This is a genomic window from Erwinia mallotivora (genome assembly GCF_000590885.1).
Classification (GTDB): domain Bacteria; phylum Pseudomonadota; class Gammaproteobacteria; order Enterobacterales; family Enterobacteriaceae; genus Erwinia; species Erwinia mallotivora.
This window is the reverse complement of record NZ_JFHN01000053.1, coordinates 105,928-119,066: the sequence shown is the minus strand read 5'-3', so window position 1 is coordinate 119,066 and position 13,139 is coordinate 105,928. Positions and strand designations below refer to the sequence as shown.

The window sequence follows — 13,139 nt, the reverse complement described above, 5'->3', positions numbered from 1 at the left end:
GGTCATTGTTCCGTAGCATTATGGCGAGAGTATGGCAGCAATGTCCACGGCGATTGTTGAATGCCTTATCAGCCACATACGGGCTTCGGGCGGGAGCCGATGTTCTGTCACCGTGGAATGCTGATGGATTGAGGGCGAGGTCAGCGGTTTCGCTGTCAGTGTCCGCCCTGGAAGGTTGCAGATTGTTTCTGAAAAATCGTTATGCTCTTCAAACTGACACAGCGTAAAGGGCTCCGGGTTCAGATGAAATACTCATCCTGCATTCTGAAGTGGTGGTGACGTGCAGGAGAGGGTTACGCGTGGCGCGGTATCAGTCCAGAGCATGTCCTTCCGGCGGCAACCTGTTGCCATCCAGCCAGGCTGCATCATCCTGCATCTTCAGACGTCCGCTGAGAAACCAGTTCACCACCAGTGGGTAGATGGCATGTTCCTGATGCTGCACCCGGGCCTTAACCTCTTCCTCTGTATCACCGTTAAATACCGGCACTTTCGCCTGTAAAATCACCGGGCCACCATCCAGCTGTTCGGTGACGAAATGTACCGAAGTACCGTGCTCCCGATCGCCATTGGCGACAGCCTGACGGTGAGTATGCAGGCCGGGATATTTCGGTAGCAGAGAAGGGTGGATATTCAGCATCCGCCCGGCGAAGTGGGCAACAAAAGCCGGGCTGAGGATACGCATGTAGCCTGCCAGTACCACCAGGTCGGGGGCACAGGCATCGATCTCCTGCATCAGCTGTGCGTCGAAGGCCTCCCGGTCAGCAAATTCCGCAGGGAGCAGAGCATACGCGGGCACACCGGCAGCGCGTGCACGCTCAAGGCCATAAGCGGCGGGCTGATTGCTGAACACGGCAGCCACGCTGCCGTTGATCCGCTGTTGCTGGCAGGCATCCAGAATTGCCTGAAGATTGCTTCCGTTGCCGGACAACAGCACTACCAGACGTTTCATGGATTGATGACCACACGCTCGGTGGCGTCAGAGGCGTTGATCACCCCGATTTTCCAGGCTTTCTCACCGGCATCCTGCATCAGCTGCACGGCTCTGTCCGCATCAGATGGGTTGAGAGCGATAACCATGCCCACACCGCAGTTAAAGGTGCGGTACATCTCAAAGCGGCTGACGTTACCGGCCTGCTGCATCCAGTCAAAGACCGCCGGCCACTGCCAGCTGGACTCATCCAGTACTGCCTGGGTGTTTTCTGGCAGCACCCGTGGAATATTTTCCCAGAAGCCGCCGCCGGTGAGATGCGCTATTGCATGGACATCAACCTGCTCAATCAGGCTGAGGATGTTTTTCACATAGATGCGGGTAGGGGCCAGCAGGTGGTCTGCAAGCGGTTTACCTTCCAGCATCACCGACTCCGGATTGCTGTTGCTGACCTCAAGGATTTTACGTACCAGTGAGTAGCCGTTAGAGTGCGGACCGCTTGAACCCAGCGCAATCAGTACGTCGCCATCCTGCACTTTACTGCCGTCGATAATTTCTGATTTTTCCACCACGCCGACACAGAAACCGGCCACGTCATAATCTTCTCCGTGATACATGCCGGGCATTTCTGCCGTTTCGCCGCCAACCAGCGCGCAGCCAGACTGAGAGCATCCTTCAGCAATACCGGTAATCACGCTGGCCGCCGTATCGACATCCAGTTTGCCGGTGGCGTAGTAGTCGAGAAAAAACAGCGGTTCGGCACCCTGGACCACCAGATCGTTTACGCACATCGCCACCAGGTCGATACCGATGGTATCGTGGCGCTTCAGATCCATCGCCAGACGCAGCTTGGTGCCGACGCCGTCGGTGCCGGAAACCAGAACCGGCTCGCGGTATTTTTGCGGCAGGGCACAAAGGGCACCGAAACCGCCCAGTCCACCCATCACTTCCGGGCGGCGGGTCTTTTTCACTACGCCTTTGATACGATCGACTAAAGCGTTGCCCGCATCAATATCAACGCCGGCGTCTTTATAACTGAGAGAGGTTTTGTCGGTCACTGCGAAATCCCCACGCGATTTGCGGTTGTGGTGGTATAGAAAATAAAGCGCGGCAATTCTAACAGTGCAGGCAAACGTTTGCGAGTGCGTTCTTCAGCATCGTTGTGCCGGGCGTCGTTTTTGTCGGTGGAGGCGGGACGTGCAGAAGTGAGATTAAGTGATAGGGCTCAGGAGCCAAAAAAGGCTATAATCGCCCGATTTTTTTTCAAGCTTAACACTCCGGGAGAACAACAATGAAGATCGTGGAAGTCAGACACCCGCTGGTCAAACATAAACTGGGCCTGATGCGCGAGCATGACGTAAGCACCAAGCGCTTTCGTGAGCTTGCTTCAGAAGTGGGAAGTTTGTTGACCTATGAAGCCACTGCCGATTTAGAGACGGAAACCGTGACGATTGAAGGCTGGAATGGCCCGGTGACCATCGAACAGATTAAGGGTAAAAAGATTACCGTGGTGCCGATTCTGCGTGCCGGGCTGGGCATGATGGAGGGCGTGCTGGAAAATGTCCCCAGCGCGCGCATCAGCGTGGTGGGCGTGTATCGCGATGAAGAGACGCTGGAGCCGGTGCCGTATTTCCAGAAGCTGGTTTCCAATATCGAAGAGCGTATGGCGCTGGTGGTTGACCCGATGCTGGCGACCGGCGGTTCAATGATTGCCACCATTGACCTGTTGAAGAAAGCGGGTTGCAGCAGCATCAAAGTGCTGGTGCTGGTGGCGGCCCCGGAAGGGATCGCCGCGCTGGAGAAAGCGCATCCGGACGTGGAGTTATACACCGCGGCCGTGGACAAGGGGTTGAACGAGAAAGGCTATATTATTCCGGGCCTTGGCGATGCGGGCGACAAGATTTTTGGTACTAAATAATGGTCTGCTGGCGGGGGATGTTGACGCTGCGCCGGGCTCAGAATGCCCGTTCTGGCGTGGTAAAGGCGCTGACAGGCGCTGCACCTGTCGTGTTGTCCCGCGCCAGCGCTGTGTCATCTCGCTTGCGCCCGGCGGCATTGCCTGTACGCCATCAGCAACAAGGTGCCCTGCATCAAGGACTGATAGTTTAATTTTTAGTTTAAGCCGACCTGAGAGTCGGTTTTTTTTCGGCAAAACAGAAGGGTAAACACAATGACACGTCGCGCGATTGGCGTCAGTGAGCGGCCGCCGCTGCTGCAAACCATTCCACTCAGCTTCCAGCATCTGTTCGCCATGTTTGGCGCAACGGTGCTGGTTCCCATCCTTTTTCATATTAATCCGGCCACCGTGCTGCTGTTTAACGGCATCGGCACGCTGCTGTACCTGTTTATCTGTAAGGGCAAAATTCCGGCTTATCTGGGATCCAGCTTTGCTTTTATTTCGCCGGTGTTACTGCTGCTGCCGCTGGGATATGAGGTAGCGCTCGGGGGCTTTATTCTCTGCGGCGTGCTGTTCTGTCTGGTCGCGCTGATTGTCAAAAAAGCGGGCACCGGCTGGCTGGATGTGATGTTTCCGCCTGCCGCGATGGGGGCTATTGTGGCGGTCATTGGTCTGGAGCTGGCGGGCGTGGCGGCAAAGATGGCCGGACTGTTGCCTGCTTCCGGTGCGGCCGTTGAGGGTAAAACCATTTTTATCTCGCTGGTTACGCTGGCGGTGACGGTGTTTGGTTCGGTGCTGTTTCGTGGCTTTCTCGCCATTATCCCGATCCTGATTGGGGTTCTGGTGGGCTATATCCTCTCCTGGGGCATGGGCATGGTGAACTGGTCGGCGGTAGAAGCCGCGCCGTGGTTTGCGCTGCCGACTTTCTATACACCGCGCTTTGAGTGGTATGCGATGCTGACCATCCTGCCTGCCGCACTGGTGGTGATTGCGGAGCATGTTGGTCATCTGGTGGTAACGGCGAACATTGTCAAAAAAGATCTGTTAAAGGATCCGGGGCTGCACCGTTCCATGTTTGCCAACGGTATCTCGACGGTGATCTCTGGTTTCTTCGGCTCCACGCCGAATACCACCTACGGCGAAAATATTGGCGTGATGGCGATTACCCGCGTCTACAGCAGCTGGGTGATTGGTGGCGCGGCCATTCTGGCAATTCTGCTCTCCTGCGTCGGTAAACTGGCTGCGGCCATTCAGGCGGTGCCGGTGCCGGTGATGGGCGGCGTATCTTTGCTGTTGTATGGCGTCATTGGCGCATCGGGTATTCGGGTGTTGATCGAATCAAAAGTGGATTACAACAAGGCGCAAAATCTGATCCTCACCTCGGTGATCCTGATTATTGGTGTCAGCGGCGCGACGATACATATTGGCGCGGCAGAACTGAAAGGCATGGCGCTGGCAACCATTGTGGGAATTTGCCTGAGTCTGATCTTTAAAGTGTTCAGCCTGTTGCATCCGGAAGAAGTGGTGCTCGATGCACCGGACCAGCAGCAGAGATAAATTAACGGGCAGCGCCGGCTGCCCTGTTTCATTATCTTCTTCGGGTTGTGATAAACTCACGCCGGATTTAGCCGACCAACTCTGAGGTGCTTCTGAACACACCGGCACAGCTGTCATTGCCACTCTATCTGCCAGATGACGAAACCTTTGCCAGCTTCTGGCCTGGAGAGAATCCGTCGCTGATTGCAGCATTACGAAGTGCGCTGCAACAGGAACATGGCAGCTATCTCTATTTCTGGTCGCGCGAGGGCGGCGGGCGTAGCCATCTGCTGCATGCCGCCTGTGCGGAACTGTCGGCCAGAGGGGAAGCAGTGGGTTATGTTCCGCTGGATAAGCGCACCTGGTTCGTGCCGGAAGTGCTCGACGGAATGGAGCAGCTGGCGCTGATTTGTATCGATAACATCGAATGTATTGCCGGAGACGAGCTGTGGGAGATGGCGTTGTTTGATCTCTACAACCGTATTCTGGAAACCGGCAGAACGCGTCTTCTTATCACCGGCGATCGTCCTCCGCGCCAGCTGAATCTGAAACTCCCTGACCTCGCATCCCGCCTTGACTGGGGGCAAATTTACCGCCTGCAACCTCTGTCGGACGACGATAAATTGCAGGCACTGCAATTGCGGGCCCGATTGCGTGGCTTTGAGTTACCGGAAGACGTGGGGCGCTTTCTGCTGAAAAGGCTCGATCGTGAAATGCGCACGCTGTTTATCACCCTTGACCGGCTGGATCGCGCATCGATCAGCGCCCAGCGTAAATTAACCATTCCTTTTGTTAAAGAAGCGCTGGCGCTGTAGGCCATTTTGGGTTTTGTCTGGCTCAATCTGCTGATGCACCCGCCAGTTCAGAGAATCTCCAGTACCTGCTCGGGGGGACGCCCCAGCCTGACCTGACCGTTGGCGACGACCACCGGACGCTCGATAAGTTTTGGGTGCTCTGCCATTGCCTGAAGCAACTGCGCTTCACTTAATAATTCATCCGCCAGATTAAGTTGCTGATAGAGGGTTTCTTTTGTGCGCATCAGCTGACGTGCGGACTGGAATCCCAATTTTTTCAGCCAGGATTGCAGGGTTTCAGTGTCGGGCGGGGTTTCCAGATAAAGCACCACCTCAGGGTTAACACCCTGCGCCTGCAACAGCGCCAGTGTGTCACGGCTTTTGGAACAACGGGGGTTATGGTAAATCTTCACATCAGACACAGAGTCTTTTCCTCCTGGCACAGGTTGTATTGGTCAGTCCGGACATGGACAGGGCGTACTATCCGGCGCGTACAGGTGCTACGTAAGTATTGTGGTGCTGGCCGGACCGGGAATGGCAGATAAAACAGCCTGATGAGACAGGCCGACAGTCATCCCGTTTCATTATTTCTGATAAGTTCGAAAACGCTGTTGCAGTTGACGCAACTGGTCAATGCGGGCATCGTAACGCGCCTGTTTCAGGCTACCCAGCGGTACGGCGGCGCTGGCACTGCTCAGACTGCGGATGGCCTGGTCAAGCTGACCATTCAGAGCCAGGCTCTCGGCGCGTGCAGCCTGTTCTTCATCGGTGAGTCCCTGCGCGGCGCAGGCCTGCGCCAGTAGATCCCAGCCGTTGGGATCGTCTTTGTGAGCCCAGGTATAGCGATAAAGAATCCTGCTGGCACTGGCTGGATCCTTCGCCTCGACATAGGCATTCGCCAGGTTAAGTTGAACCACCGGATCCTCGCTGGCCGCTTTGGCGGCAAGCAACAGGGCTATGGCCTGCTGTGGCTGTTTCAGACCGATATCAATGTCGGTCATGATATCCAGATACCAGACATTTGCCGGCTGTTTAGCCAGCAGCGGCGCAATGATTTTTTTTGCATTTTCGTAACTCTTAGCCTGTAAAAATTGCACCGCTTTACCGTAGTGAGCGGCTGCCTGTTCCCGGGTATTCCCTTTACTCAGGCTGTCCAGCAGGTCATCAGTCAGCTGATTCTTTCCGGTGGCGTACATGCCCAATATCCGTACTTTTGCCATGTAGTAATCCTGCGAAGATTGCACCACCACCGGTTTCATCTGGCTGGCACGATTACGTGCGTCAGAGAGGCGGCTGTCAGGCAGGGGGTGGGTGAGCAGCATTTCCGGCGGTTTGGAGGTAAAACGCGACTGATCGGCCAGTTTTTGCAGAAAATCAGGCATGGCCTGCGGATCGAATCCGGCGCGCTGCAATACCTGGATCCCGATACGGTCCGCCTCCTGCTCATTTTGCTGGGTAAAGCTGATGACACCCTGCTGAGTACCGGCCAGCGTCCCGCTCAGCGCCGCCATTCCGGCCTGCGGATTAGCCATCGCCAGCAGGATCGAACCCAGCGCACCCACCCAGGTCAGTGGGGCATTGCGCTGCTGGGCTTCCATCGCCCGCGCCAGATGGCGTTGGGTGACGTGAGAAATTTCGTGAGCCAGCACCGAAGCCAGCTGGCTTTCGTTGTCGGTATAACGGAACAGGGCTGAGTGCAACACCACATTGCCGCCAAAAAAGGCGAAGGCATTAATCTCGTCATTGCTGATCAGAAAAAAGTGAAAAGGGGTCTTCACGGACCAGGCGTGGGCGACCAGACGTTGTCCCAGCTTATTGATGTAGCTGTTCAGCAGCGGATCGTTAATCAGTGGGGCGCTGGCACGCAACTGGCGAACATAAAAGTCGCCCATCTGCATTTCCTGATTGATGGACAGCGTGTTTCCGGCGGTAGTGCCCATATCGGGGAGGTTATCGCTGACATCAGCAGAGGCTGGCAGTGAGCTGGCTGACAGAGTAACAATCAGAGAAGCCAGTGCACATGTTTTCAATCGGTTAATCATGCTGAATCCCATTCTGATGATGTCCTCTTCTTTTTACTCTTCTGCAAGCAAATGCCTGTCCGACAGCCGCCTCTGCGCAGGGTATCTTAACCACAGGTGTCAGGGAAGGAAACCGCTGACGGCGTGATAAACTGTTGCAGGAAGCGATTCAGGTCAAACGGGTAATAAAAATATCAGCACTATCTTGTGGGTTAGCATAGCTGAACCGTTCTGCGTAAGTGAAAACAATCATTTGCATATCTAACTGAGCTTCGCTTTGAAAACATCGTCATGCATTCTCCTGTTTGTCAAAATCAAATACAGATATTTTAGATCTGTAACCAGGAAACATTTTTATTCTGAATTTTTAATTGAAAATATCCGACAGCCGGATATCACTCCTTCAAATAAATAAGCTTGCGGAATAGTAATTGGTAGGTAATTGCAGTGTCTGATTTTAATAATATTTCCTGTAAGTCGCTTTCTCGTTACGTAAAGCATGGCGTTGCGTCAATGTAAGATACTACACAACAGTACGACTTTTCAGTCAGCCTGGTGATTATTTTTAATTTTATTTGCGTTTTTATGAGTGATCTTTTCTTAATAAAATATTTATCATAAAAGGTAAAGTATTCTGTGCTGACAAGATAAAACATTGCTCTGAAGATTGCCAGATTATTTTTTCTCAGGTTTTTATCGTTTTCTTATATAATAAATGCAGAGAGATAACTAAAGTTAAATTTTAAAACTGGAGGAAAGATTATGATGGTTAACTCTGCACTATCGTCAGCATCCGAAATACAAAAAACACATTGTTCTGGTTCAAATGAGGAGTTAAAAAATAAAGAATTTTTGTTGCCTGTTTCGTCAGCTATTAATATGCATGATGAAATGTCTTTTTTGAGGAATTCAGGAAAAAATTCTGTGCTATCGATGCCTGCTCCTGACATGCCTCTCAGCGCTGACGTAAAGCCCTCTGATTCAATAGATAGCTTTGTTAACAAGGTTGCAAGCATAATTATTAAACCGCAACAAAAAATCGGTGGGGGTTCTTATGGAACATGCTTTAAATGCGATGATTTCGTGATCAAATTCCCGGTTAACTGCCATGGGAATTTAGTCGACTGGAATTCTGAAGAAAGTAGCAACGCCCGACCTGCACGGGTCAGTAAATATTTAAATATAGCAAACGACGACGCTGACTTTTCACGCCCGGCTAAAGCCGACTGGAATGGTGAACAGGTTGATGTACTGGTTTCAAAGTATGTTAAAGGCCATGAGTTGGATATCGCACAGGACAGTGAATATGACCGCGCCGATAACCTCCTTGAATCGCGTGGTCTGTATATGCATGACCTCAATGTATCAGGCAATGTACTGGTTGATGATAAAAATAAGCTTCATATTATTGATGGCGATCAACTGGTTTTTTCTGGGACAAAACGGCTGGGAAGGACTCTCTCTTCCGCGACAATGAATCTTGAAAATCAGATTGAAACTCAAATACGTGTAAGATTAAAAAACGCTGCCGACAGGGGAGATAAAGTAGAGAAAGAGTATCAGCAAGGATTGCTTGACGATCTTATTATTTTACGAAGTGACAATGCTAAATCAACAACAGAGTCTTAATTCTGCACTTCAGATCGGTCAATTCCTGGTCGTGGCCGGGAATTTAATCTCTTTTTCTTCGCCCTTTGCCTGTCCAGGCAAAAACGAATTGTGCCAACTGTCCTGGCACTCTGCCGGAAATTTATCTGTTTTCACTTATCAGAAAGGTTTCGGCAGCAACAGAGTGACGCTGGTTGTCAGGATTTCTGCAACCTTCATCTACCGTAACCTCATCAATAAACTCAGGCTACAACTGGCCTCGCCAGGGCTTAGCGACACCACCTTGCTGGATGGCGAAGCCGGGCAGAAGATGTCTGATTAACTCAGGCAAAGTGGCATTCACTGCTTCCTTTACAGGGAGGCAGCCGCCAGCGGCGATTAATTCAGATATTTCCTGTTTTTCCTGGCTTCCGATTATTCCCAAAAAGCACGAGAGGTGTACAATCAGCGGATGCTTCACCAGGGCATAACACGTACTTAACACAAACGCGCACAGAAAAATAAGGCGCTATATGATGAAACTTTTCACTGAGGTAAGTCCATGCTGAGGCTGATTCGCCCAAAAACGGACTTGCGAACACTGATTACTTTATTAGCCGTCGCCAGCATTGTGATCACGCTGGCTAATTCACTGTACGCCACCTGGCGTGTGCAGCGTGACGTGCTGATTAACAATACCCTTGAATCTAACCGTGTTTATGCCACCAAGCTGGCTTCAACCACGGAAATGTTTTTTGAGATGGCTCAGTCACAGCTTGCCTGGAGTGCTCAGAACCTGAGCAAGGGTATGGATAACGATGAGGCGATGCAGAGTGAGGTTGAACGGTTGCGACTTCAGACCAACAGCTTTAACTCGGTGGTGATCGCTGATGCTGATGGTTGGGTCAAAGCTATCTCTCCAGAATCCCTGATGTTGAAAGGGGTGCATCTGACAACGTCCACTTCAAGGCAGGCCCTGGCGGAGCGCAGGCCACTTATCAGCAAGCCGGGTATTTCTGCCGCCAACAATTTGATTGTCTTCGTCTCCTCTCCCGTCTGGTCGCCCACCGGCAGCTATCTTGGCTTTGTTGGTGGCTCTATCTATCTGAAAAAGAAAAGTATTCTCAACGAACTGCTGGGTGAACAGTTCTATCGCGATGGTTCTTCATTGTTTGTCGTCGATGATGATAACCGGGTTCTTTATCATCAGGATGTCAACCTGATTGGACAAAAAATTCCGCCGCTGGTCAGCGATGAACAGAAGAGGAAAAGCAGCAACGGTTTTTTGCAGGTCAGTACAGATAAGGGGGAGCCGATGCTGGCGGGTTATGCTGTCGTGCCGACTGCTGGCTGGACCATTATCGCACTGAAGCCGACGCAGACCACACTCGCACCGCTCAGTAGCCTGCTGATGAAAGTCTTACAGCATTCCGTTCCTTTCGCCCTGCTGACGTTGATCATCGCCTGGATTCTCGCCAGGCTTATAGCGTTGCCGTTGTGGCAACTGGCACGCAAGGCGAGCCAGATGGATGCCCAGGGCGTATCAAAAGACATCAATGGTATTCGCTCGTGGTATTACGAGGCGTCGCAAATCAAGCGTGCGATGCTGGCGGGGATCGGTTTATTGCAGGATAAGATTGGCCGCCTGAAATTTGAAGTTCAGACCGATCCCTTAACCGGACTGCTGAATCGTCGTGGGCTGAACGCCGTACTGGAGTACTTTCTTGCCACACGCCAGCCTTTTGCCGTACTGGCGCTGGATATCGATCACTTCAAACGGGTTAATGACACCTGGGGTCATGATGTGGGCGACCAGGTGATCCAGAGTGTGGCGCTGCAACTGGAGAGAAGCTCCCGACAAACGGACGTGGTCAGCCGAAATGGTGGCGAAGAATTTATCATGATCCTGCCGGGTGCTGAGCGTGACATTGCATTGAGTATTGCCGAAAGGGTGCGTAAGAAAATTGAGCTCGAAAAGCTACCTTCTGTCGGCCATATCTCCATTTCTATTGGTGTGGCCTTCTGGTCAGCTGATGAAATGCCCTTTGAGCGGGTGTTCAAGCTCGCTGATGATGCACTGTATCAGGCTAAGAATGCCGGACGAAATCGGGTGATTGTCAATCATTTACATAACGCTGCCGCGCTGGAACTTGAGCAGCATGAAAGTTGAATTACTGACTTAGCCGACCGGATAAGGGTGGCTGAAAAGAGGCAGTAACTGTGCGGATTTTAACCCTGGCAGGGGGAGCCGGCGCGAAATGACTGGCTCCGGCTACCCTGTTAATGGCACTCAGGCCGACTTCAGGTAATCCATCACGATATCGTGGTGGTTACTGGTTTTGAAATCATCAAAAACCTTTTCGATTTTGCCATCGCTGCCCACCAGGAAGCTGATGCGGTGAATACCGTCATAGGTTTTCCCCATAAAGGTTTTTTCGCCCCAGATACCAAATTGCTCACAAACCTGATGATCTTCATCTGAAAGCAGGGTGAAGTTGAGCAATTCTTTCTCGACAAATCTTGAGAGTTTCTCGGGTTTGTCGGTGCTGATCCCCAGAACTTCGACGCCCGCTTTTTTCAGTTCATCCATGCTGTCACGAAGACCGCAGGCCTGAACGGTGCAACCCGGTGTCATCGCTTTCGGATAAAAATAGACCAGAACGCGTTGTCCCTGGAAGTCGGTCAGATTGACCTGTTCGCCATCCTGGTCTGGCAGGCTAAATTTCGGTGCTAAATCACCGGATTTCAGTGGATTCATCACTACTCTCCATTTTGTCATCATGCGGTGGATACTGAACGACGCTAATAGTGCCCTGCGCTTTTAACTCTGTACAGAGATGGTTAAATGCCTGCTCAATATTTGCCGCATCCCGGCTGGCCGGACTGTGCGCTGTGATCTGAATATAGAGCAACGGCGGCTGATTTTCTTGTGCCGGTTGTGTCCGTGATACCAGCTCAGCAATATTCATCTGGTGCGAATCAAACAGATCGGTAAAGCGCTCAATAATGTGCACCGAGTCGGTGACTTCCACCTGAACCCAGACGGTGGCAGGCATTGGCGGACGCTCACGAAAAGTGGTGCGTTTCATGACGATCAGCAGTTCCAACTCCGCACCTTTTAACGGCAGCGTTGATTCAATCAACGCGATGGCGTTCCAGCTACCGGAAAGTAGCATAATAAAGGTGAATTCATCACCCAGCATAGCAAGGCGGCTGTCTTCAATATTGCAACCGCAGCTGCTGACGTGCCGGGTAATCGCATTAACTATTCCCGGACGGTCAACCCCAAGGGCGGTGATAACCAGATGATGTTGCTGAGACTGCGGCAAAATAATGCGTCCTGTCCGTCATAATGATTAGCAATTGTGATGACGCTAAGGTAAACATAAAAAATTCCCTCTGCCAAGGGGCCTGGCGGCTTGTCTGCTTGCTTTTCAATAGCCGTCAAACGTACCATGAAGCACTTGTTTGTGGAGGGAATGGCTAATGTTCACGGGAAGTATTGTTGCACTGATCACGCCGATGGATGACAAAGGGTATGTCTGCCGTGCGAGTTTAAAAAAACTAATTGATTATCATGTTGCCAGCGGAACCTCGGCAATTGTTTCGGTAGGGACCACCGGAGAATCAGCCACATTAAGCCACGACGAGCACGGTGACGTGGTGAAGATGACGCTGGAGCTGGCCGATGGTCGGATTCCGGTGATTGCCGGAACCGGGGCAAACGCCACCGCTGAGGGCATCTCGCTGACCCGCCAGTTTGAAAAAAGTGGCGTGGTGGGCTGTCTGACCGTCACTCCTTACTACAATCGTCCAACTCAGGAAGGGCTGTATCAGCACTTCAAGGCGATTGCTGAAAGCACCGATCTGCCGCAAATGTTGTATAACGTCCCGTCCCGCACCGGTTGCGATATGTTGCCAGAAACAGTCGGCCGTCTGGCTAAAATCAAAAATATTATCGGAATAAAAGAAGCTACCGGGAACTTATCGCGGGTTAGCCAGATCCAAGAGCTGGTTGATGATGACTTCATTCTGGTCAGTGGCGATGACGGCACTGCGCTGGATTTCATGCAACTGGGTGGTCGGGGGGTCATCTCCGTCACGGCTAACATCGCCGCGCGCGAAATGGTACAGGTTTGTACACTGGCTCAGCAGGGTAATTTTGCTGAAGCCCGCCGCCTTAATCAGCGACTGATGCCGTTGCACCAGAAGCTATTTATTGAACCTAATCCCGTTCCGGTAAAATGGGCGGCGAAAAAATTAGGATTAATTGCAACCGACACGCTGCGTCTGCCAATGACGCCGATGACTGATGCCGGTCGTCCGGTTGTTGAGCAGGCTCTTAAATGCGCAGGCCTGTTGGAAATTTAGGGAGA

The 13,139-nt window shown here is 52.0% G+C and carries 13 protein-coding genes; 7 read left to right on the top strand and 6 right to left on the bottom strand.

The features are described from left to right. Positions 1-310 precede the first annotated feature (310 nt). Both purN and purM read right to left on the bottom strand, forming a co-directional pair. Positions 311-949: a phosphoribosylglycinamide formyltransferase gene (gene purN, locus BG55_RS13090; protein ID WP_034938323.1), complete on the bottom strand. Its 639-nt coding sequence runs from the start codon at positions 947-949 to the stop codon at positions 311-313. Continuing rightward, the gene (gene purM, locus BG55_RS13085; RefSeq protein ID WP_034938321.1) at positions 946-1,986 is read right to left on the bottom strand and encodes a phosphoribosylformylglycinamidine cyclo-ligase; all 1,041 of its coding nucleotides are present in this window, start codon (positions 1,984-1,986) and stop codon (positions 946-948) included. The genes purN and purM overlap by 4 nt, the downstream gene beginning before the upstream one ends. Before the next feature lie 233 nt (positions 1,987-2,219). Here purM and upp point away from each other — a divergent pair, with 233 nt between their 5' ends. The 3 genes from upp (at position 2,220) to hda (ending at position 5,176) form a co-directional block, all read left to right on the top strand. Next, positions 2,220-2,846: a uracil phosphoribosyltransferase gene (gene upp, locus BG55_RS13080; RefSeq protein WP_034938320.1), complete on the top strand. Its 627-nt coding sequence runs from the start codon at positions 2,220-2,222 to the stop codon at positions 2,844-2,846. A 252-nt stretch (positions 2,847-3,098) separates the two neighbouring features. After that, positions 3,099-4,382, top strand: coding sequence for a uracil permease (uraA, locus tag BG55_RS13075; RefSeq protein WP_034938318.1), 1,284 nt, complete (start codon positions 3,099-3,101; stop codon positions 4,380-4,382). Positions 4,383-4,474: 92 nt separating this feature from the next. Next, on the top strand, positions 4,475-5,176 hold the full coding sequence (hda, locus tag BG55_RS13070) for a DnaA inactivator Hda (protein ID WP_235192763.1): 702 nt from the start codon (positions 4,475-4,477) through the stop codon (positions 5,174-5,176). A gap of 47 nt (positions 5,177-5,223) precedes the next feature. On the opposite strand, the gene arsC is transcribed toward hda, so the two are convergent. Both arsC and bepA read right to left on the bottom strand, forming a co-directional pair. Next, positions 5,224-5,577, bottom strand: a complete 354-nt coding sequence (gene arsC, locus BG55_RS13065) for an arsenate reductase (glutaredoxin) (protein WP_034938316.1) — start codon at positions 5,575-5,577, stop codon at positions 5,224-5,226. Between the two features lie 162 nt (positions 5,578-5,739). Then, positions 5,740-7,197, bottom strand: a complete 1,458-nt coding sequence (gene bepA / locus BG55_RS13060) for a beta-barrel assembly-enhancing protease (protein ID WP_034938698.1) — start codon at positions 7,195-7,197, stop codon at positions 5,740-5,742. A 741-nt stretch (positions 7,198-7,938) separates the two neighbouring features. Here bepA and BG55_RS13055 point away from each other — a divergent pair. The 3 genes from BG55_RS13055 to BG55_RS13045 all read left to right on the top strand — a co-directional run bounded on the left by BG55_RS13055 (position 7,939) and on the right by BG55_RS13045 (position 10,933). Beyond that, entirely contained in the window at positions 7,939-8,805 is an 867-nt protein-coding gene (locus BG55_RS13055) for a hypothetical protein (protein WP_052018835.1), read from the top strand. After that, positions 8,780-9,106 carry a hypothetical protein gene (locus BG55_RS13050; protein ID WP_034938314.1) on the top strand — a complete coding sequence of 109 codons (327 nt, stop codon included), beginning with the start codon at positions 8,780-8,782 and terminating at the stop codon, positions 9,104-9,106. Before BG55_RS13055 ends, BG55_RS13050 begins: the two co-directional genes overlap by 26 nt. A 219-nt stretch (positions 9,107-9,325) precedes the next feature. Next, on the top strand, positions 9,326-10,933 hold the full coding sequence (locus BG55_RS13045; protein WP_052018833.1) for a sensor domain-containing diguanylate cyclase: 1,608 nt from the start codon (positions 9,326-9,328) through the stop codon (positions 10,931-10,933). A gap of 120 nt (positions 10,934-11,053) precedes the next feature. Here the strand turns inward: BG55_RS13045 and bcp are convergent, their stop codons facing one another. Both bcp and BG55_RS13035 read right to left on the bottom strand, forming a co-directional pair. Beyond that, positions 11,054-11,521 (bottom strand): thioredoxin-dependent thiol peroxidase, encoded by a 468-nt coding sequence (bcp, locus tag BG55_RS13040; RefSeq protein WP_034938313.1) that lies wholly within the window; start codon positions 11,519-11,521, stop codon positions 11,054-11,056. Continuing rightward, positions 11,499-12,092 (bottom strand): glycine cleavage system transcriptional repressor, encoded by a 594-nt coding sequence (locus BG55_RS13035; RefSeq protein ID WP_034938311.1) that lies wholly within the window; start codon positions 12,090-12,092, stop codon positions 11,499-11,501. Before BG55_RS13035 ends, bcp begins: the two co-directional genes overlap by 23 nt. A 157-nt stretch (positions 12,093-12,249) precedes the next feature. Between BG55_RS13035 and dapA the strand changes: the two genes are divergently transcribed. Then, positions 12,250-13,134: a 4-hydroxy-tetrahydrodipicolinate synthase gene (gene dapA / locus BG55_RS13030; protein ID WP_034938310.1), complete on the top strand. Its 885-nt coding sequence runs from the start codon at positions 12,250-12,252 to the stop codon at positions 13,132-13,134. The last annotated feature ends 5 nt before the right edge of the window (positions 13,135-13,139 follow it).

Coding starts and splice junctions, on each gene's coding strand:
- purN (WP_034938323.1), bottom strand. CDS start 949: ATGAAACGTCTGGTAGTGCTGTTGTCCGGCAACGGAAGCAATCTTCAG.
- bcp (WP_034938313.1), bottom strand. CDS start 11,521: ATGAATCCACTGAAATCCGGTGATTTAGCACCGAAATTTAGCCTGCCA.
- BG55_RS13045 (WP_052018833.1), top strand. CDS start 9,326: ATGCTGAGGCTGATTCGCCCAAAAACGGACTTGCGAACACTGATTACT.
- uraA (WP_034938318.1), top strand. CDS start 3,099: ATGACACGTCGCGCGATTGGCGTCAGTGAGCGGCCGCCGCTGCTGCAA.
- dapA (WP_034938310.1), top strand. CDS start 12,250: ATGTTCACGGGAAGTATTGTTGCACTGATCACGCCGATGGATGACAAA.
- bepA (WP_034938698.1), bottom strand. CDS start 7,197: ATGATTAACCGATTGAAAACATGTGCACTGGCTTCTCTGATTGTTACT.
- BG55_RS13055 (WP_052018835.1), top strand. CDS start 7,939: ATGATGGTTAACTCTGCACTATCGTCAGCATCCGAAATACAAAAAACA.
- BG55_RS13050 (WP_034938314.1), top strand. CDS start 8,780: ATGCTAAATCAACAACAGAGTCTTAATTCTGCACTTCAGATCGGTCAA.
- upp (WP_034938320.1), top strand. CDS start 2,220: ATGAAGATCGTGGAAGTCAGACACCCGCTGGTCAAACATAAACTGGGC.